The organism is Paenarthrobacter nitroguajacolicus (genome assembly GCF_007786235.1).
Taxonomy (GTDB): Bacteria; Actinomycetota; Actinomycetes; order Actinomycetales; family Micrococcaceae; genus Arthrobacter; species Arthrobacter nitroguajacolicus_A.
This window is the reverse complement of the sequence record NZ_VNFK01000021.1, coordinates 57688-78059: the sequence shown is the minus strand read 5'-3', so window position 1 is coordinate 78059 and position 20372 is coordinate 57688. Positions and strand designations below refer to the sequence as shown.

Here is a 20372-nt window from a genome sequence, read left to right as displayed (position 1 = left end):
CACCCTGAGCAACGGCGCCGGGCTCTGCGAAGCCTGCAACCACACCAAAGAAACCCCCGGCTGGAGAAGCAAAACCACGCCAACAGACACACCAGGCACCCACACCCTCGAAATCACCACACCCACAGGCCACACCTACCGATCCACAGCCCCACCCCTGCCGGGACATGCACGCTCGGCGACTTCACCGCGCGCGAGGACCAAGGCGGCCCTGGCTACATCGGTGCCGGTGGAAGCATCGGAGTCGGGAAGTGCTGATCCGCGAAGCCCTGATTCGCGAAGCGGCCTGCGACCGCGTCGGGAGTTGGAACGGAACCGCGCCCACACTTAGGCAGAGGGGTGCAGTCCAAAGCTTGACTGTTAGGGCACCTAACTATTAGGCTACCTAAATATGAGCGATACTTTCGATCCCCGCCTCACCGACCTCGCGCAGGAATTTCGTGAGGCACTGCGTTTGGGTGTCTACATGTTTCGTCGACTGGACCCGGAGGGTGACCTTACTGCCGCGCAGCTGAGCTTGCTCTCCATGATCTCGGACGGTGGTCTCCGTGTGGGAGACATCGCCAAGAATTTGGGGATCAAAGTCCCGAGTGCCACCGAGCAGATCATCAAGCTTGAGCGCGTCGGCCTGGTGACCCGCCAGCCTGACCCCGACGATTCCCGCGCTGTCCAAGTGGCCATCACCCAAGCCGGGACCGCCGCCGTCGAGTATGCCAACCAGCGGCGCAATGCCATGGTGGCCGAGCTGCTGCAGGGCCTCAGTAAACAGGAGATCGAGCAGCTGGCCGCGGCACTTCCCGTCATCAGCAAGATCAACAGCTCATTCCAGAAATAGGAATTAACGCACCGACAAGGAGCAATTGAATGTCACGCCAGTTGGCTGACGCTTCAGCAAGCGCCGAAACAACCATCGAGACCACCCTTGAGGCCGAAAAGGCTTCACTGCTCAAACAGCCCAAGGCGGTGTGGGCCACGGCCCTGGCGGCCGTTTTCGCCTTCATGGGCATCGGGCTCGTGGACCCGATCCTCCCGGCGATCGCCAAGAACCTGGAGGCGTCCACCAGTGAAGTGTCGTTGCTGTTCACCAGTTACTTCCTGGTGACTGCGGTTGCGATGCTGATCAGCGGGTTCGTGTCCTCGAGGATCGGTGGAAAGAAGACGCTGTTGATCGGTCTGGCGATCATCGTGGTCTTCGCGTCGTTGTCCGGGCTCTCCGGCAGTGTCGAACAGTTGGTGGGCTTCCGTGCAGGGTGGGGTCTCGGCAATGCATTGTTCGTCGCAACTGCCCTGGCTGTGATCGTTGGTGTGGCCAGTGGCGGAACTGGCACCGCCATCATCCTCTACGAAGCCGCCCTCGGCCTCGGCATCTCGCTCGGCCCATTGCTCGGTGCCTTGCTGGGAGGTTGGCAGTGGCGTGCACCGTTCTTCGGCACGGCAGTCCTCATGGCCGCCGCGTTCATTGCCCTGCTGGCTTTGCTACCCAAAACAGCTGCTCCCGCAAAGAAGTCCCGTCTCAGGGATCCGCTCCTTGCGCTTGGTCACAAGGGTCTCCGCACCACCGCAGCCAGCGCACTCTTCTACAACTACGGCTTCTTCACCATCCTGGCCTTCACCCCCTTCATCCTGGGAATGGATGCGTACGGGATTGGGGGAGTGTTCTTCGGCTGGGGCGTTGCCGTAGCCGTGTTCTCGGTGTTCGTCGCTCCCGTACTCCAGAAGCGCTTTGGCGCCGTTAAAGTCCTCACCGGCACTCTGGGCGTCCTCATGCTCGACTTGATTGGCCTCGGACTGGCCGCTGGGCACTCGGTGACTGCCGTCGTCGTGCTCGTCATCGTGGCAGGTGCCCTGCTGGGCATCAACAACACGGTTTACACCGAACTGGCCATGGGTGTCTCCGATTCGCCGCGTCCGGTCGCGTCGGCCGGCTACAACTTTGTGCGGTGGATGGGCGGTGCGCTGGCCCCGTTCGCGGCAGCCCAGCTTGGCGAGCACTTCGGCCCGCAGGTGCCGTTCTTCGCCGGTGCGGCGGCCATGGTGATCGCCATCCTTATCGCCTTCGGCGGCCGCAGCTACCTATCGTCGCACGAGCCGCACCTGGTCTAATACACCAAAAAACGAGCCCCGCGGTATTCCGCGGGGCTCGTTGTGTCACTACTTGGATTCGTCCGAGGGGACCGGCAGTGGCGCCACCGGCGCTCCCTTGGGGACGAACAGCGTCTCGGCCTGTTCAAGGGACATGCCATTCGTCTCGGGAACCTTGAACATCACAAAGAAGAACGACGCCGCAGCGAACGCCGCGTACATGGCGTACGTCAGCGGCAGCGAACCAGCGGCCATGATGGGGAAGCTGAGTGTGATCGCAAAGTTTGCGATCCACTGTGCAGCAGCGGCCAGGCCGAGCGCGCGGGCGCGGATTCGGGATGGGAAGATCTCGCCCAGCAGCACCCACACGAGCGGACCCCACGAGGCACCGAAGCTGATCACGAACACGTTTGCCGCAACGAGCGCTACGGGACCCCACGCACCTGGCAGGGAAATCTCCGAACCCGTACCCGTAGCCGAGGAGAAAGCCAATGCCATGACACCAAGCGACGCTGCCATACCGACGGAGCCTGTGAGCAGGATGGGCCGGCGGCCAATGCGGTCCACCAAGGCGATAGCCACGAGCGTGACAAGGATGTTGGTGACGGACGTGGCGACGGAGATTGTCAGGGAGTCTTTCTCCTGGAATCCGACGGCCTTCCACAAGGTGGTGGAGTAGTAGAAGATCACGTTGATGCCGACGAACTGCTGCAGCACGGAGAGGATGATGCCGATCCACACCACGGGCAGCAGTCCGAACCGGTTACCGCGTAGCGAGCCCTTCTTGGTGGAGAGCTTTTCCTGCTGGATGGATTCGCGGATCTCGCGGATGTGCCGTTCGATATCGTCGCCGGGAATCAGCTTGTTGAAGATGGTGCGGGCTTGGTCTTCTTTGCCGTTGAGCACCAGGAAGTGCGGCGACTCCGGCAGGCGGAAGGCGATCCAGCCGTAGACAGCGGCGGGCACGGCGCAGGCGATAAACATCCAGCGCCAGGCTTCGATGCCAAACCACAACGTGCCGTCGGCGCCGCCGGCCGAGTTGGCAAGCACAGCGTCCGAAAGCAGTGCTGCGAAGATGCCGGTGGTGATGGCGAGTTGCTGGAGTGAAGCCAAGCGGCCGCGTACGTGCCGCGGGGAGATCTCGGAAATGTAGGCGGGGGCAATCACGGACGCCAGCCCAATGCCCAGGCCGCCCACCAAGCGCCAGAAGATCAGATCCCAGACGCTGAACGCCAAGCCGGTTCCAACTGCGCTCACCAGAAAGAGCAGGGCGCCGATCTTCATGGCGGGGATGCGGCCATAACGGTCGGCTACCTTACCGGCCAAGTAGGCGCCTGCGGCACAACCCAGCAAAGCGACAGCGACGGCGAACCCGGTGAGGGCCTCGCTCATAACGAACTCGTCTGCCATGGCATCAACGGCACCGTTCACCACGGACGAATCAAAGCCGAAAAGGAATCCACCCACCGCGCCGGCGACGGCCAGGCCGATCACCTTCCGGGAAACTTGGGGCGCGCCTTCGGTGCTGGGACTGGACATGGGTCTCCCTTGGGGAATGGTGTGTGGGATTGCGGTGCGGGACGTCGTCGGCAATTCCGACGGGGACGCCGGTGCACTCGCGCTACACAGTGTGGCACGTCATATCCGCCAAGTTCCAGTCAAGTGATGGACGTGACATGCATTCACTTTCTTAACCCAATGGGCTCTGGCCGTGAGCTGAACGTTCTCTGGGAGCCGCGAGGGGGCGGTTTCGAGTGCCAATCCCCTTCTTTGGATCCACTTATTGAACACAAAGTACGACGACGGCCCGTGGCTCTCGGATTCCGCTGCTCCTGACCAGCTGGGACCTTCGCGGCGACGTGGAGCAGGCCCACCGGCTCGTTCGGGCCGCTCACTAATACCGCTGCACAGCACAAGAACGGCAGGCTGTCCGGAGACTGCCTGCCGTTCTGTGTCTAACTGCCGGTATCTGCTAAACCGTGCACTGAGTGCGCAGGTCTGAACTCGCAAGGCCTGAACTCGCAAGGTCTGAACCTAGTGAGCCGGAACAGATTCCTTGGCCGCGGCCTTGGGATCCGTCAGCTTCTTGTTCGGCAACGCGAAGCTGATCAGGAACGCGATGATCATCAGCCCGGCCGCGGTCAGCATGACCACGTCAATTGCTTGGGCGAAGCCCTCGGTGATCGGCCTGGTGAGCGTGCTGTTGGCCGTGTGGAGCCAGCTGGTGTCGTTCAGGGACTCGTTGTTGGCGCCGTTCTTAAAGAAGTCGAAGAGCTTGGCGTTCGCGGGGTCCGAAGCTACAGCGGGGTCACGCATTACAGCCTGGTAATCCGGGCTGGCGGCGGCGGTCTTCATGCCATCGGCGATCTTGTCCGCCGCTGTGCTGAACAGCATGGAGATGAATACGGCGGTGCCAACGGCACCACCCATGGAGCGGAAGAACGCAGCCGTGGAGGTGCCAACGCCCATGTCCTTGGGAGGAACTGAAACCTGCATGGCGAGTGTCAGGGGTTGCATGCAGAAGCCCAGGCCGACGCCGAAGAACACCGCAATCAGTCCGGGGACCCATAGCCCGGTGTCGACTCCAAGGACGAGGCCCATGACAGTGGCGGCAGCTGCCAGGATGGCTGTGCCCATGATGGGGAAGATCCGGTAGACGCCGGACGATGAGATGGTGCGGCCTGCCGAGATGGACCCGAAGAGGATGCCCACAGTAAACGTGATCATCATCAGGCCGGCCTCGGTGGGGGTGAGGCCCTTCACCAGCTGCAGGTACATGGGCAGCATGGCGATGGCGCCGAACATGCCGATGCCGATGATGAAGTTCAACAGCGATGACAACCCAAAGGTCATGTTCTTGAAGAGGCGCAACGGAATCAGTGCGTAGTCACCGGCGCGCTTCTCGGCGAGCAGGAACGCGACGATGCCGATCACGCCGAGTCCGTAGCAGAGCCACGATCCGGCGGACGCCCAACCCCAGGTGCGGCCCTGTTCGGCAACCAGCAGCAACGGCACGATGGCCAAAGTAATGGCGGCGGCACCCCAGTAGTCAATCTTCTGCTTCACATGCCGGGCGGGCAGGTGAAGATACAGGAAGACCACCACCAGCGCGGCGAGGCCAATGGGCAGGTTGATGAAGAACACCCAGCGCCAGCCATCGAAGCCCAGGATGTTGGACGAGCCGGCGAACGCGCCGCCAATCACCGGACCGAGCACGGACGAGATGCCGAAGACCGACATGAAGTAGCCCTGGTACTTGGCCCTGTCCTTCAATGCCACGATGTCACCGATGATGGTGAGTGCCAGTGCCAGCAAACCGCCGGCACCAAGGCCCTGGATGCCGCGCGCGATTGCCAGTTCGGTCATGGAGTGGACCGACCCTGCATACAGCGAGCCAGCCAGGAAAATCACGATGGCAACGAGGTACAGCGGACGCCGCCCAAAGATATCGCTGAGCTTTCCGTAGAGCGGCGTGCTCACCGTTGACGTGATGAGGTACGCGGTGGTGGCCCACGCCTGGAGCGAGAGGCCATCGAGGTCGTTGGCGATGGTGTAGATGGACGTGGAAACGATGGTCTGGTCCAGCGAGGACAGGAACATGCCGAGCATGAGTCCCACCATGACGGTGAGGGTCTGACGATGGGTCAGGACCTCTCCGGCGGCCCGGACGGGCGTGGTTTTGGACATATCTTCTCCAGAGATGGCAGAAAAGGGGCTTAAGCAGGATAGTTGCTTTCAGTAACTATCATACGGCCCCGTTGATTCCCGAGGGGAGAATATTTCTTGGGCCCTGGCATTGAGTCGGCCGTGCCGGTAGGTTCAGCGCTCCACCAGGATGCCGTCCGGATCGCAGAAGATCATCACACCCGGCTGGATGCGGACGCGGTCAATCACCAGCTGCACATCCACTTCGCCGACACCTGTCTTGGCGCTCTTCTTGGGGTTGCTGCCGAGCGCCTTGACGCCGAGCGGCAGGCGGGAGATTGCCTCACGATCCCGGATGGCGCCGTTGATCACCACGCCGGACCAGCCGTTGGCCACGGCGCTTTCGGCAATCATGTCCCCCATGAGTGCGGTCCGGAGGGAGCCCTGCCCATCGATGACAAGCACGGCGCCTTCACCAGGAGTACTGAGGACAGTTTTCACCAAGGCGTTATCTTCGAAACACCGGATGGTGCGGACCGGGCCACTGAAGTGTGAGTGGCCACCGAGATTCTGAAATTGGACGGCTATGGATTCCAGCTCTTCGCCGCGCTCGTCGTAGAGATCGGCTGTATTCACGTGCTCGCTCACAGTGCTGCTCCTCTGTCGGTTTGAGGCCACACTAGCCCCTGTAACAGCGTGACGGCACGGCAGCAGTTGGGCGTATGTGGAAAAAAGTTGGACGGCGGTTTTGTGTACTCCCGCCGCGCTAGGCTGAATCCAATCAATGAATCTAGGGGGAACCTGCCATGAGCTTGTCCGACCTGCCGGGTCCGGTGCCGGATCCTGCTGTTGTCCGCGGTGGGACCACCACGGCGCTCGCAGAGCCTGTCGCCCGTGTTCGGCCGATCTGGGTCACCGGCGTGGTGCTGGTTAATCTGGGCATCAACGCGGCATTCTTCGGTCCGTTGCAAGTGCTGTTGGGCCAGCAGGCAGCCCACTTCGACGATGGGCAGAAGGAAGCCATCCTGGCATTGGTGACCGGCTGTGGCGCTGCCGTTTCCATGGTCGCGAACCCCTTGTTTGGTGCCTTTAGTGATCGCACGACATCCCGGTTCGGCCGCCGTGTTCCATGGGTACTCATGGGTGCCATCCTGGGAGCTGTTGCGTTGGTCGCCCTGGCGGGTGCTCCCAATGTTGCCGTGATGACTTTGCTGTGGTGCCTTGTGCAGGCCGGAGCCAACGCCATGTACGCCGCCATCACTGCCGCTGTGCCGGATCGCGTTCCGGTGCCGCAGCGCGGAACTGTGGGCGGACTGGCTGCCATGGGGCAGACGGTGGGTATTCTCGTCGGCGCGGTGATCGCCGCCGTCGTTGCCGGTAACTTCGCCGCTGGGTACTGGGTGTGTGCCGCAGCGCTGCTGGCCGGCGTCGTGCTTTATCTTTTCAAGAGCGACGATCAGCCCCTGCCGCCAAGCGAGCGTCCCGCGTTCCAACTGGCGACATTCCTCAAGGGCTTCTGGGTCTCGCCCAAACGCTATCCGGACTTTGCGTGGGCCTGGATGACCAGGCTCTTGGTCAGTACGGGCAACCACATGGTCACGCTGTATTTGCTCTTCTTCCTCAGTGATGCCGTGCACCTGGAGGAAACCGAAGGTATCAAACCAGAATTCGGCGTTCTCATCCTCACCGGCCTTTACGCCATCACGGTGATCATCACCAGCGTCCTGGGCGGTAGGTTGAGCGACAGGATGGGAAAGCGCAAGCCGCTGGTCATAGCGTCATCCGTCATCATCGCGGTGGCGTCGCTGATCCTCGCATTTGCGCCCACGTGGATCGGCGGACTGGCCGGCGCAATAGTGCTGGGCATCGGGTTCGGAGCCTACCTTGCCGTGGACTTCGCGCTGATTACACAGGTCCTGCCCACCGCCATGGACCGCGGTCGGGACCTGGGGATCATCAACATCGCGAACTCGCTGCCGCAGGTGGTTGCACCGTTGATCGCCTACCCATTTGTGGCCTACTGGGGCGGCTACGTCTCGTTGTACGTAGCCGCCGCAGTCATCGGCCTCTTGGGGGCCGTGTTCGTGGTCAAGATTAAGAGCGTGGACTAGGCCTAGAAGACGGCGGTGAAACTACCCCAGCCCCAGCCGACGGTCGGGGAACCCTTCCATCGGAAACCGGCGATGCCGTAGTGCGAGTAACCCGATGTGTCGCCCAGATACATCGTGAGCCGACCGCTGCTGTCTATTCCGTAGACGTCGGAATTTCCATCGCCGTTGAAGTCACCGGCTACGCCGATTCGTGCCACTGACTCCCAGCCCCATCCGATGGAGCCGGCAAAACCACCAGGCAGGCCATATTCTTCAAACCACCCGTTTCGGTGCGTGGTTCGCACCTCCAGGTTTCCCCAGAAGGGGCGGGTGAGAACAACGAGGTCTGGCGTACCCAGGAAATGTCCGGCACCGACGGCATAGTGGCGTTCCCATCCTTGACCGATCTTGCGCGGGGTAAGCCAACCACCGCGACCGTTGCCCGGATAGAGGACCAGATTGCCTGCGTTGTCCTTTGCAAGGATGTCGTTGGAGCCGTCTCCGTTGAAGTCTCCGGGGGTGATGAGATCCGCAAAGCCCTGCCACCCCTGCCCAATTTGGAGTGCCTTCTTCCAACCACCAGAACCGTTTCCTTGGTACAGGAAGAGCCGTCCCTGGGCATCCCGTGCCATGACGTCTACGGTGCCGTCGCCGTCGAAGTCACCGGGCGACACCAGCAAGTTGAAGTTGTTCCAACCCCAACCGATCACTTGGGTTGGCTGCCAGTTGCCGTGCCCGTCCGTGGGGTAGAGCAACAAACGGCCGGAGGAATCACGGGCGAAGATATCCAGCGTGCCGTCTCCGTTGAATCCGCGGGCACGGGCAGCTGCTCCTACCCGAAGCGGGTGAGCGGCTTGGATCGTGCTTACAGAATCGGCATCGTACGTAACCGTGACAGATGCCGCGACGACACGTCCCAAGTCGGCCGAAGTTGCGCGATAGGTTGGGCCGCCTGCCCCGGGAATCACCACGCCGTCGCGGGTCCAGGAATAGGAAACCGACGCGGACCCACCCTCGGGCGATACGTGGGCAAACGTATTCGAGACATCCACTTTCAGTAATCCACCGACGGTTGGGTCGCCGCCCAACCTGGGTGTGCCGCTGATGTAGACGTAACGGGCCGGTACCGCACCGGCTTGAACAGCCGCCTCCGCAGGCAGCGCCGAGGTGACGAGCAGACCCGCCACCACGGACGCGGCAAGAACCGAAAACAAACGCCGTCGCCTGCGCGCAACGGTAGGCAAAGGAGTGCTCGTCTCCAAAGGATTCCTCCAGGAAAGAGGCTGCCTCGGGCAGCCGTAGATGAGTTGGGAACTGCAGGCCCCGCCCGAATCCATCGGGCGGGGCCTATAGGTCGAAGTAACGCAGGTTTCTAGAAGACAGCGTTGAAGCCGCCCCAGCCCCAACCGACCACTGCCGAGGTCTTCCAGCCGCCTGAGCCGTTGCCGTAGTACATCCGCATCTGACCCGACGTGTCGATGCCCCAGACATCATTGGCTCTGTCTCCGTCGAAATCGCCGGCGCCGCCCAGCTTGGTGATCGCGTTCCAGCCTTGGCCGATCACGCCGCTGGTAGTCCATCCCCCGTGGCCGTTGCCACCGTAGAAGCGAAGGTTTCCAGCCGCGTCGCGGGCCAAAACGTCTGGCTTGTGATCGCCGTTGAAGTCCCCGGGAGAGAAGACGGACGTCATGCCGCCCCAGCCCCATCCGACTGTCGAGGCTGCCAGGAAGCCGCCATGTCCATTGCCCGGATACAGGACCAGCTCACCGGAAGATTTGCGTGCAAGGAGGTCGTTGTTGCCGTCGCCGCTGAAGTCGCCAGCGGCAAAGATGGAGTTGAAGATTCCCCAACCCCAGCCGATCTGCTGCCGCGCATGCCAGCCACCGCCGCCATTGGATGGATAGAGGAAGAGCGATCCGGCGCTGTCACGGGCGATCACATCATTTTCGCCGTCGTTGTTGAAGTCGCCGGCCGAGAATATGGTGTTAAAGATGTTCCATCCCGAGCCGACCTCGTAGGCTTGCTGCCACGTACCGTTTCCACCGGTGGGGAACAAGCCCAAGCGACCCCATGAGTCACGGATGAACAAGCTCATGGTGTACGGATCCCAGTACTCAGCACGGTAGAAGCCCGACGTGTGCGGACGATCAATGTCCACGGGAGTCACGTAGTTGAAATCCAAGGGCTCCAAGGACACCGCCGCGGTCCCCGAAGCCGGGAGGTTGCCTGGGTTGTGGATCAACGAACCATCACGCCAGTATCCGAGTTCCTGACCGGCCGCAGTTTGGATCTGCATGTACTGGGCAAGATAGGTCCCCGGAGGGGTGCCCTGGGCAAAGAAGACATCGAACGTGTACGTCGAGTCAGCAGCGCTGTACGAGCCCTGCGTCATCTGCGTGTGGAGTTTGCCGGTGGCTGTGTTCCGGAACAGGACATAAACGTCAGTGATGGGACCGGAGGCCTGGACGGTAACCCTGGATGTTGCTTGTCCTCCTGCAGCAATCGAATCCGGCGTCGTTGAGACGGCCACTGGAACAGGTGCGAAGGTGTCATCGGCGTGCGCTGCCGGGGCGAAACCCAGCCCTCCGACCAAAACGATGCTGCCCGCAAATGCGGCCAGCCAGTTGCGCACACGGCGCAGAGGAGTGCTCCCCATGGTTCCCCCAATTCAGGGCCGGTCCCAGATGGCCGGCGGGTGTAAGTGAATTGAGAGTACATTGGCCGAACCACAGTCTGGGAATTTGCTGGCAAAAATTGGGGAAAAGACAAGTCAAATCCTAAACTCAACCGAAATCGGCTTAGAACACCGCGGTGAACCCGCCCCAGCCCCAACCAACGACGCCTGCGCCTTTCCAGCCGCCCGCGCCATTTCCGTAGTACATGTTCAGCTGGCTGGAGCCGTCGATCGCCCAGACATCGTTGAATCCGTCGCCGTTGAAATCGCCGGCGCCGCCGATGCGGGACATGACGTTCCAGCCGGTGCCGATGGCCTTCGCCGTGGTCCAGCCCCCGTTGCCGTTGCCGCCGTACAGTCGGAGGTTTCCGGCGCTGTCCCGGCCCATGACGTCGGGGTTGCCGTCGCCATCGAAGTCACCGGGAGAAAAGACTTGGTTGAGGGCGTCCCAGCCCTGGCCAACCGCTCCTGGGGAACGGAAACCACCGACGCCGTTGCCGGGATAGAGCACCAGCGCACCTGAGGGTGTCCGGCCCAGGAGGTCGTTGTTGCCATCTCCTGAGAAGTCGCCCGCGGCGATGACGGAGTCGAAAACGTCCCAGCCCCAGCCGATCTCTTTGCGGGGCAGCCAGCCACCGGTCCCGTTGCCGGGGTAAAGGAACAAGGTACCGGCGTCGTCACGGGCTATGACGTCATTGAAACCGTCCGAGTTGAAGTCGCCGGCATTGAACACCAGGTCAAAAACGTCCCAGCCATAGCCGATGGTTTTCGCTGTTTGCCAGCGGCCGGCGCCGTCTGTCGGGTAGAGAAGAAGGTTCGCCGCGGCGTTCCGCGCGAAGAGGTCCAAGGAGGTCCCGGCGTCGAAACCTGCTGTGTGGGATTTGTTCCGCACCACGGTGCGGCTGAAGGCCGTGAACGGCCGCGTTGCTGTCGCCGGGTTGCCGGCTTGGACTACTGCACGGAAACCCACGACGGCGCCGCGGTCGGCCGCGGTCAACGTGTAGGTTTTGGCGGTGGCCCCGTTGATTGGGGTTCCGTTCCGCACCCATTCATACTTGACGCTGACGGGCCCTCCGGCGGTGCCCGTGGAGACACTGGCTTCGTTGAAGACGCCGGTGAGTTTCTCACCAACCGTCATCTTGCCTTGGAGTGTGGGAGCAGTCGCTGTGATGGGCGAGGTGGGTGTCAGCGGGAGCGAGGATGCAGACACGGCCCGGTAGCCTGCCCGTGTGGCAGTGACCCGAACTGAGAGGGTTTGGTCCAAGTCGGCTTCCACCACCCTGTAGCTGTTGAGCGTGCCGCCAGTGATCGGTTGGCCGTTGCGGAGCCATTGGTAGGCGAAACCAGTGGGTGGGTACGTCCATGAGCCGTTGTCCGTGGTCAGCACTTGGTCGTATCGCGCCACTCCGCTGATGACCGGGGCCTTTTTGTTGGGATTGTCCACCAGCGGAAAATTGGGGTTGTTGACCGCAAAATCGACGCCGTCCAAGGCGCCGGGACGCTGCGTGGGTGCTTCAAGGCCCGGGCTGAGGAACGTGACGTTACCGTCGCGGCCGTAGCGCACGGAGCCTTGTCCGGAAACAAGCACAACGCTGACGCTGAGGAGCTTGTATCGGCCTGTTCGCTTGAAGGCGCTTCCGTTCACCGGCACTTTGGCTTGCGCACTGTACGGCCCGGGCGCTTGGCTGGTGGGCCCGTACAGGGTGGCCTGCTCAAGGGTGTCCTCGTTGACGTAGGTGAAGCCCACTTCCTGGGCGGGGCCGCTCAGGGTGAAGGACAACGAGATGGTATTTCCCGGGACCACGGTTGCCGGCGATGTCCGGGTCACGACCGTGGGGATGGGAACGCTGGCGCCCGCCGCTGAAGCGCGCGGCGCGGGGACCATGATGGCGAGGGCAACGCACAGCAGGGCTGCCATGAGGATGCGCAAACCGGTCATCGGTGCCGGGCGCAGTGCAAAAATTGCCGCCATTGTTTCCCCCAAACCCTAGAAGACTGCGTTGAACCCGCCCCAGCCCCAGCCGATGGCGACGGCGCCATTCCAGCCGCCGTCGCCGTCGCCATAATAGGCAAGCAACTGGCCGGATCCATCCACTGCGTAAACGTCCGCATTTCCGTTGCCGTCGATGTCGCCGGCCGCGCCGATGGTGGTCATTCCACCCCAGCCCTGTCCGACGACGGCCATTCCGGCCCAGCCTCCAGCCCCATTGCCCTTGTAGAGGCGCAGGGCGCCGGCGGTGTCACGGGCGACGACGTCCACGTTGTTGTCGCCATCGAAGTCGCCGGGGGTGATGATCCTGTTGACCACATTCCAGCCGCTGCCCACAACGGACCGGGTCAGCCAGCCGCCGTCGCCGTTGCCGGGGTAGAGGTAGAGGAGGCCGCCGGAGTCGCGGGCGAGAATGTCGTTGTGGCCGTCGCCGTTGAAGTCGCCCGGGGACACGATGGAGTTGAAGGCATTCCATCCGCTGCCCACTTGGCGTCCGGCCAAGAAGCCGCCGTCACCTGTTCCTGCGTAGAGGAAGAGGTTTCCTGCCGAATCCTTGGCGAGGATGTCGTTGGCGCCGTCGCCGTTGAAATCACCGGGGGAGACCACGGTTCCGAAGGCGTTCCAGCCCGGTCCAACGGTGCGGGGAGATTCCCAGGCGTTGCTGACGCGGGGATACATCATGAGGGTGCCGTCGGCGCGGCGGGCCAGCATCTCATAGGCGCCCCGACCGGTGAAGCCGTTGGCCCGGTTGGACGCGGAGATCGGCGCGGTCTCCTCGCTGGAGACTTCCTGCGGATCGCACCCGTTCTGGCTGGCTACGACGTGGGCGGCGATGGTCTTGCCACGATCTGATTCATCGAGCGTGTAGGTCCACCAGGCCCAGTGGTCTTGGGCTCGAACGCCGTCGCGGGTCCAGTAGATGCTGTAGTCCGGGCCGGCGGCCGCGCCGCAGCCACGGTAGGAGGCAGGATCGATTTCAAGGGTGAGCGTAGAGCCTACAAACGGCGCACCGTGAATCACTGGATTCGAGGGATCCATGGTGGCCATGGCGGGCGCGGGTGCGAAAGCTATGGCGGCAACGACGGCCGCGGCTATCCCAGCCACCATTCGGCGCACACCTGACGTAGGGCGTGTTGGTGCGTTCATGATGTCCTCCCCAGACTTTATGCGGCTAATTCTACCGCGATGGGGATTCCTCTAGAAGATCGCCGTGAAACCGCCCCAGCCGTTTCCCGCGACCTCGGAGCCGCGCCATCCGGTGCGGCCGTTGCCGTAGTAGATCACCAGGCGGCCCTGCTGATCGACGCCGTACACGTCATTGAAACCGTCATTGTCGAAGTCGCCGGCCCCGCCGGCCGCCTTCAGCGCGTTCCATCCGACGCCGATCAGCCACGAGCGTGTCCATCCGCCTGCCCCGTTGCCGCCGTAGAAGTACAGGTATCCGCTGCGGTCGCGCGCGAGCACGTCCACCTTGCCGTCACCGTTGAAGTCGCCCGGCGTCAGTAGAGCGTCCATCACTTGCCAGCCTTGCCCGACGGCGGTCCGCGCCAACCAGCCACCGGAACCATTCCCTGGGTACAGGTAAAGGGCGCCGTTTGGTTCGCGGGCAAGGATGTCGTTGTGGCCGTCGCCGTTGAAGTCGCCGGGGCTGACGATGGAGTCGAAGATGTTCCAGCCCTTGCCGATGGTCTGGGCCGGTTTCCATCCGCCGGTTCCATCACCCGCATAGAGGTACAAGGTTCCTGCCGCATCCCGCGCGATCACATCGCCCTTGCCATCGCCGTTGAAGTCTCCCGGGGAGAGAACGGTGTTGAAGATGTTCCAGCCCCACCCCACGGTCCGGGCGGCCTCCCAGGCGTTGCCCTTGCGGCCGTACAGCTGCAGGGCGCCGTCATTGGCGCGGGCAAGGAGTTCGAAGCTGCGGCCTGTGAAGCCGGCTGCGCGGTTCGCGGCTCCCACGGGCTTGCTCTCGTCGCTGTGCAGCGATTCTCCGCCGCAGGCGGTTTTGCTGGCAGTGACGTGGACGGCCATCCGGGCTCCGGTGTCGTCGGGTTGCAATGCATAGCTCCGCGCTGTCTCGCCTGCCACCAGGAAACCATCCCGGGTCCAGTAGACGGTGAAGTCCGGGCCCTTCCCGCCGCCGCATCCGTAGAAGGTGTATGGGCCGATGTCTGCGGTCAGTGTCTGGCCGACGAACGCTTCACTGTTGAGTATGGGGTCGGGTCCGCTGCTTATTGCGGCCGACGCCGGCAGGGGGCCAAGTGCCATGGCCGCCACAGTGGCGGTCAGCAGCGTTGCTGCCATCCGGCGTCGTAATGTCCGCATGTGTTCCTCCCGTAGACCGCCCCTAACCTTCCTGCAGTGTATGTGCGGGTCAGCGCAATAACCGGGAACGGCATGAACCCTTCAGGCCAGGAGAGTTCTCAGGAAACGGTCATTTAGCTCCCGTATCATTGATGCGATCGGCCAGCCGCGGGTCTTGAACTCCAGCCGGCCGCTTCCTTGTCAGCCTGCCAAGAGATCGCCGGAAATGCCCGTATCAAACTCACTGGAACCGTACTCCCTTGACCTGACCACGGGGTTGCCCCGTATGGCTGCCGCGCCCACCACGCCGCGACAGCAGCTGCGCTATGCCCGCATCCTGAAGACGGCGGCCGGGTTCGCGCAGCGGCAGTTCGATACCTTGAGCCTTTCCGACGTTGCGGCCCGCGCTGATGTTCCGCTGGGCACGCTGTACCGTTACTTCCCTTCCACGGCCCACCTGATGCTGGCCGTCTACAGGCAGCAGTTGCGGGAGCTCCGGGACGGCGTTCGCCGGCGCGAGGGCAAGGGGCATGCGCTCGCGGGATTGATGATGGAGATCTTCCACCTCCGGGTCATGCAACCGGGTGTGGAGCACTGCCTGATCCGGCCCGCGGGTAAGGATGACGATTCGGCGCAGTTGCTCCGCGAGATCGATGCCCTGTCAGAAGAAGTGGTCGGTTCGCTGAGCAAGGACAATGGCAATGACACCGTCAGGGCCCGAATCTTGCTGCACCTGGTCAGCGGATTGGTCCAAGCAGTTCGGTGCCGCAGGCTGTCCCTCTTTGAAGCCGAGAAGGATCTGAAGAAAGCCTGCACGCTTTTGACTGGAGAGTGACGGTTTTTGACCGGTGGTCTAGACCGGAGTGATCTCAGAACACGGTTTTTCTCATGACCTGGATCACATTAAGCGCAGGTTGAACGTTTTACTCTCGAATCGTCTCTCTTGGTATTGAATCTTGTACCCCCGACGCTTCCCTAGGCTGGAAACACCGAAGCGGCTAGCAGCCCCCTACCTGCAGAAGCAACGCCGGGCCAGCCACCCTTGGCCCGCACCAGCAGTTCTGTTCCTGCCCGAATCATGCCGTGGGTCCACGGCTAGCCTGAGGAGACAAAGACGTGTCCATCGAGACAATTGCCACTGACAATGACGCCCTGGTACTGAGCGAAGAAGAGATCTTCGCCGCACACGAGGGCGGTAAGCTGACCATCTCCAGCACCGTTCCACTGAACAACAAGCGTGACCTCTCCATCGCGTACACACCGGGCGTTGCCCAGGTCAGCCGCGCCATCCACGCCAACCCCGAGCTCGCCCGCACGCACACCTGGGCCGAGCGCCTGGTTGTTGTGGTCAGCGACGGCACCGCCGTCCTTGGCCTTGGCAACATCGGGCCGAGCGCCTCACTGCCCGTCATGGAGGGCAAATCCGCTCTCTTCAAGTCCTTCGGCGACCTCGACTCCATCCCCTTGGTTCTCAACACCACCGATGTTGACGAGATCATTGAGACCCTGGTCCGCCTCCGCCCCAGCTTCGGCGCCGTGAACCTCGAAGACATCTCGGCCCCGCGCTGCTTCGAACTCGAAGAGCGCCTCATCGAAGCCCTTGATTGCCCCGTTATGCACGACGACCAGCACGGAACCGCCGTCGTGGTCCTCGCCGCGCTGACCAACGCCGCCAAGGTGACCCAGCGCGAACTCGCCGGCCTGAAGGTTGTGGTCTCCGGCGCCGGCGCCGCAGGCATCGCCATCGCCGAGATCCTCCTGGCGGTAGGCATCAAGGACGTCGTCCTGCTCGATTCCAAGGGTGTTGTGGATGCCAACCGTGCCGACCTCGTTGCCGACTCCGGCTCCGTCAAGGCCCGCATCGCCCAGCGCACCAACCCCCGCGGCATCACGGGCGGCCCGGGCGAGGCACTCACGGGCGCCGATGTCTTCGTCGGCGTCTCCTCCTCCAAGCTGGACGAAGAGCACTTGAAGCTCATGAACCACCAGTCGATCGTGTTCGCTTTGTCCAACCCGGACCCGGAAGTCCTTCCCGAGGTCGCCCAGCAGTACGCAGCCGTAGTTGCCACCGGCCGCAGCGATTTCCCCAACCAGATCAACAACGTCCTGGCCTTCCCGGGCATCTTCCGCGGCGCCCTCGATGCCGGCGCCCGCCGCATCACGCCCGCCATGAAGATCGCTGCCGCCAACGCCATCGCTGAGTTGGCGGCGGAAGACCTCTCGGCGGACTACATCGTGCCGAGCCCGCTGGATGCCCGTGTGGCACCGGCGGTCACCGCGGCTGTTGCGGCCGCAGTCACCGAGTAGCGGTTACCTACGCAAGACCGACGACGGCGACGCTTCCCGGGCGGGGAGCGTCGCCGTCGTCGTCGTTAAAGGCGCATGGATTAGCGGCCCATAGACTTGGGCCATGAATGCCGAACTTATCGTGACCATCCTGTGCGGCCTGGCCATCGCAGTCGGCGTGGCCGGAACCATCATTCCCGTGCTTCCGGGCAGTATCCTCATCGGCGCGAGCCTGCTGGCGTGGGCTATCTGGGGAGGCGCAGGACCGCTGGGCTGGGTGATCTTCGCCGTCGGAATGGTGTTTGTGGTGGCTGGAATGGCCGCCAGTGCGGTGCTGACCGGACGCAAGCTGAAACAGCACGGCATTCCCAACAGGTCGGTGCTGATCGGCGTCGTCCTGGGCGTCGTGGGAATGTTCGTCATTCCGGTGGTGGGCCTCTTTGTGGGCTTCGCCGTTGGGCTTCTCCTGAGCGAAGTTCAGCGGACGCGTGATTTCCGGACGGCCGTCCGTTCAAGTGGTGCCGCGCTCAAGGCCACGGGTATCGGCATCCTGGTGGAGTTCGGTCTCGCATGCGCAGCCGCGAGCACGTGGATCATCGGAGTGTGGATCAACGCCGTCAACGGTTAAAACCCCCGCCGAGTTGGCATTAGGTGACAGTTCCAAGCTTCAACATTGTCATCTTTTGCCAACTCGGCGATGTTTTTAGCGGAGGGTGGGCGCTCCGGTGGGCACTCCGGTGGGCACCTTGACTTCCGCTGCGCGGAACGTTGCTCCCGCGCCAGGGAACAGTGGGATATCGATCCGGGCGTGCGAGTGGACTTCCCGGATTGTGTCCTTGGTGTGCCGGGCAATCTCGGCCAAGGTGGTGACCCACATGCCGTCCAGGTCCTTGACCCGTTCGATCAGCTGTTCCAAGGCCACGGCGCGGGATGGCCGGCCGGAGATGAACGGGTGGTTGGTGAGGACGAAACAGCTGCCCTGGGAGTGGTGGGCCTCGGCCTCCAAGGTCCACATCTCAAGTGCCTTGGCCGGGCTCTCAATGACGCCACTGCCCGTGACTCCGGGGTAGAAACCGTATTGCTCCCAGTCGTCCAGTGCCCAATCCACGGGGATTTCCACGATGTCCCGCGGGTCGTCCTCGGCGACGGCCATCCGGTAGGGGGCGTCGCCGTCGAGCAGGCTTGAATCGTAGAGGAAGCCACGGTCCGCGAGCAGGGCCGGCGATTGCCAGTTCAACTCCCACCAAGGTGCCCGGTAGCCCACCGGGCGGATGCCGGCTACGTTGGCGAGTGCCTCGAGGCCGCGATCCAGGTAGCTGGCTTCGGTGGCGGCATCAATGCCCTGCATTGGTTCGTGCAGATAGCCGTGATGGGCGATTTCGTGCCCGGCATCAGCGATCCTGCGCACCACGTCAGGGTAGCTCTCTGCCGTGAACCCCGGGATGAAGAACGTACCTTGGATGTCCTGTCGATCCAGGATCTGCAGCAATCGGGGAACAGCTATCTTTGGCCCATAGGACTGGTGGCTCATGAGGGACATGCGCCGCGTGCTGGAGGGGTCATGGGCGATGGTGCAGGACTCGGCATCGACGTCGAAGGTGAAGGACGCTGCGGCCTGGAAGCCCTCGGGCCACATGATCGGGTGGAGCGCATCAGCGAAGGCGGGCTGGTTCATGCTGTGGTCCTTTCGGGAACTGAAGGTGCGGCTGGCTGTGTCACTGATACGTGGTTCGAGTCCGCGAGAAGGTACTTTTTGTGTGCGCGGGGGCCCAGGATCGCGTAGGCAGCGGCGCTGGTGAGCCCGCCGGCCAGCCACGAAAGGTCCCAACCGCCCAAGGCGACGGCGATGGGGCCCTGCATGGCGGGAACCAGGCCGTACATGAACAGCCACGTGGAGAAGATGCCCACCAGGAGGGATACGATTCCGGCCCAGTTGATGACGGGAAGCCGGTGGGTGCCGACGCCGTCGAAGAGCCGATCCACCTTCGCCGGCCAGCGCTTCTCAAGCCAGAAGTAGTGCACCAGCATGACTCCGCCCCAAGCAGCAACCCAGGCGACCAGGCCGATCAGCCAGGCGTCGAGCACTGCTGCGAAGTCCTCCTGGAAGATGAAGAACACGACGGCGATGAGCGAGAAGACGCCCACGAACAAGTTCAGCTTGCGGCGGCTGATGTTGATGTCCAAGGCCTGGGTGGCAACGGAGAAGGTGTAGATGTTCAGGATGTTGGTAGCGATGGGGCCGTGCAGCACCATGAGCAGTACGGGGAGGGCAAGAACTCCGAAGTTTTGGACAATCAGCTTGCCGGGATCGATCTCGCCGCTGTTGGTGGCCAAGCTTGCGCCGAGGATGCCCAGCCAGACGACGGGGATGAACTGGCCGAGGACCGAGGCCAGGTAGAGCTTGCGCTTGGGAACCGAGGTGCTGACGAAGCGGGAGTAGTCGGCGGCGTAGGTGAACCAGGTGATGCCCCAGCCGATACCGATGGCGGTCATGACTGCGCTCATGGCGGCGATCCGCTCTGAGCCTTCGAGGATGTTGCCGGCCGGTCCTGCGTAGCCCCAGTCGATCTTCATGCCGAACCAGGCCACGGCGGACATCACGGCCAGGATGATGATGGTGGGCGGAACCGTCCACTTCTCAAAGGCCGCGATGGCTTTGTAGCCGAACCAGGCGATGGCGACCTGCGCGGCCATGATGGCCGTGGCGACGCCGATCTTCCAAGCGCAGTTCTGTGCGTTGGGATCCACCCAGCCGAGGGTTCCGAAGAGCGCCATGACCAGGTCCAGGATGATCCAGGTGTTGACGGCGCACCACCCGATGACCAGAAGTGCCTGGATCGCTGCCGGCAGGTAGTTGCCACGGCGGCCAAAAGCCGCCCGGGCCAGAACCATTCCTGTGGCACCGGTCTTTTGTCCAAGGAGGACGAAGCATCCGAATAAGAGCATGCCGATCAGGTTTCCCAGGACCAGGACTATCACGGTGTCTGCGAAGCCGAGGCCCAGATGGATGCCCAGTGCACCCAGCACCCAGTTGATAGGGGCAAGATTGGCGCCGGCCCAGATCCAGAACTGTCCGGAAACCTTGCGGGTGCGGTCTGATTCGGGGATGGGTTGGAGCCAGGCTTCGCTGTCATGGGCCGGCGCCGTTGCTGGCCCTGACTGCGCTGAAGGTGAAGGCGAAGGGGAGAGGTTGTCTTGCATGGGGAGAGCCTCCGTGTGTGAAAGGGACCCTTTCAGCGTATGTGCGCCACATCACAGCAACAAGATACGATGTGTCTAAACAAATCACCCCAAACCGTAC

At 62.8% G+C, this 20372-nt stretch carries 16 protein-coding genes and 1 pseudogene; 7 read left to right on the top strand and 10 right to left on the bottom strand.

Annotation, left to right across the window (positions count from 1 at the left end; genetic code table 11):
- The 3 genes and pseudogenes from FQP90_RS23685 to FQP90_RS20530 form a co-directional block, all read left to right on the top strand.
- Positions 1-331: pseudogene (locus FQP90_RS23685) on the top strand (HNH endonuclease); the annotation flags it as partial.
- Positions 332-391: 60 nt separating this feature from the next.
- The gene (locus FQP90_RS20535) at positions 392-835 is read left to right on the top strand and encodes a MarR family winged helix-turn-helix transcriptional regulator (RefSeq protein WP_144652920.1); all 444 of its coding nucleotides are present in this window, start codon (positions 392-394) and stop codon (positions 833-835) included.
- Between the two features lie 29 nt (positions 836-864).
- A complete protein-coding gene (locus FQP90_RS20530; RefSeq protein ID WP_144652919.1) occupies positions 865-2103 on the top strand; it encodes an MFS transporter in 1239 nt (412 codons plus the stop codon).
- A 48-nt stretch (positions 2104-2151) separates the two neighbouring features.
- Here FQP90_RS20530 and FQP90_RS20525 read toward each other — a convergent pair whose 3' ends face one another.
- The 3 genes from FQP90_RS20525 to rraA form a co-directional block, all read right to left on the bottom strand.
- Positions 2152-3621 (bottom strand): sugar porter family MFS transporter, encoded by a 1470-nt coding sequence (locus FQP90_RS20525; RefSeq protein WP_144652918.1) that lies wholly within the window; start codon positions 3619-3621, stop codon positions 2152-2154.
- 495 nt (positions 3622-4116) lie between these two features.
- The gene (locus FQP90_RS20520) at positions 4117-5769 is read right to left on the bottom strand and encodes an MDR family MFS transporter (protein WP_144652917.1); all 1653 of its coding nucleotides are present in this window, start codon (positions 5767-5769) and stop codon (positions 4117-4119) included.
- A gap of 132 nt (positions 5770-5901) precedes the next feature.
- The gene (gene rraA / locus FQP90_RS20515) at positions 5902-6375 is read right to left on the bottom strand and encodes a ribonuclease E activity regulator RraA (RefSeq protein WP_144652916.1); all 474 of its coding nucleotides are present in this window, start codon (positions 6373-6375) and stop codon (positions 5902-5904) included.
- Positions 6376-6533: 158 nt separating this feature from the next.
- Here rraA and FQP90_RS20510 point away from each other — a divergent pair, with 158 nt between their 5' ends.
- Positions 6534-7838: an MFS transporter gene (locus tag FQP90_RS20510; protein WP_144652915.1), complete on the top strand. Its 1305-nt coding sequence runs from the start codon at positions 6534-6536 to the stop codon at positions 7836-7838.
- Between the two features lie 2 nt (positions 7839-7840).
- On the opposite strand, the gene FQP90_RS20505 is transcribed toward FQP90_RS20510, so the two are convergent.
- The 5 genes from FQP90_RS20505 to FQP90_RS20485 form a co-directional block, all read right to left on the bottom strand.
- Positions 7841-9031 carry an FG-GAP-like repeat-containing protein gene (locus FQP90_RS20505; RefSeq protein WP_244296892.1) on the bottom strand — a complete coding sequence of 397 codons (1191 nt, stop codon included), beginning with the start codon at positions 9029-9031 and terminating at the stop codon, positions 7841-7843.
- Between the two features lie 158 nt (positions 9032-9189).
- Positions 9190-10473, bottom strand: coding sequence for an FG-GAP repeat domain-containing protein (locus tag FQP90_RS20500; protein WP_144652913.1), 1284 nt, complete (start codon positions 10471-10473; stop codon positions 9190-9192).
- A gap of 142 nt (positions 10474-10615) precedes the next feature.
- A complete protein-coding gene (locus FQP90_RS20495) occupies positions 10616-12463 on the bottom strand; it encodes an FG-GAP-like repeat-containing protein (protein ID WP_144652912.1) in 1848 nt (615 codons plus the stop codon).
- A gap of 15 nt (positions 12464-12478) precedes the next feature.
- Entirely contained in the window at positions 12479-13627 is a 1149-nt protein-coding gene (locus tag FQP90_RS20490) for an FG-GAP repeat domain-containing protein (protein ID WP_144652911.1), read from the bottom strand.
- A 51-nt stretch (positions 13628-13678) separates the two neighbouring features.
- Positions 13679-14806: an FG-GAP repeat domain-containing protein gene (locus FQP90_RS20485; protein WP_144652910.1), complete on the bottom strand. Its 1128-nt coding sequence runs from the start codon at positions 14804-14806 to the stop codon at positions 13679-13681.
- A gap of 205 nt (positions 14807-15011) precedes the next feature.
- Between FQP90_RS20485 and FQP90_RS20480 the strand changes: the two genes are divergently transcribed.
- From FQP90_RS20480 to FQP90_RS20470, 3 genes are all read left to right on the top strand, one after another.
- The gene (locus FQP90_RS20480; protein ID WP_144652909.1) at positions 15012-15620 is read left to right on the top strand and encodes a TetR/AcrR family transcriptional regulator; all 609 of its coding nucleotides are present in this window, start codon (positions 15012-15014) and stop codon (positions 15618-15620) included.
- 281 nt (positions 15621-15901) lie between these two features.
- Positions 15902-17092, top strand: coding sequence for an NAD(P)-dependent malic enzyme (locus tag FQP90_RS20475; protein ID WP_144652908.1), 1191 nt, complete (start codon positions 15902-15904; stop codon positions 17090-17092).
- Between the two features lie 103 nt (positions 17093-17195).
- Positions 17196-17699 carry a DUF456 domain-containing protein gene (locus FQP90_RS20470; protein WP_014923055.1) on the top strand — a complete coding sequence of 168 codons (504 nt, stop codon included), beginning with the start codon at positions 17196-17198 and terminating at the stop codon, positions 17697-17699.
- A gap of 75 nt (positions 17700-17774) precedes the next feature.
- On the opposite strand, the gene FQP90_RS20465 is transcribed toward FQP90_RS20470, so the two are convergent.
- The gene (locus tag FQP90_RS20465; protein WP_144652907.1) at positions 17775-18746 is read right to left on the bottom strand and encodes a polysaccharide deacetylase family protein; all 972 of its coding nucleotides are present in this window, start codon (positions 18744-18746) and stop codon (positions 17775-17777) included.
- Positions 18743-20272 (bottom strand): purine-cytosine permease family protein, encoded by a 1530-nt coding sequence (locus FQP90_RS20460; RefSeq protein ID WP_144652906.1) that lies wholly within the window; start codon positions 20270-20272, stop codon positions 18743-18745. Before FQP90_RS20460 ends, FQP90_RS20465 begins: the two co-directional genes overlap by 4 nt.
- Positions 20273-20372: the final 100 nt, after the last annotated feature.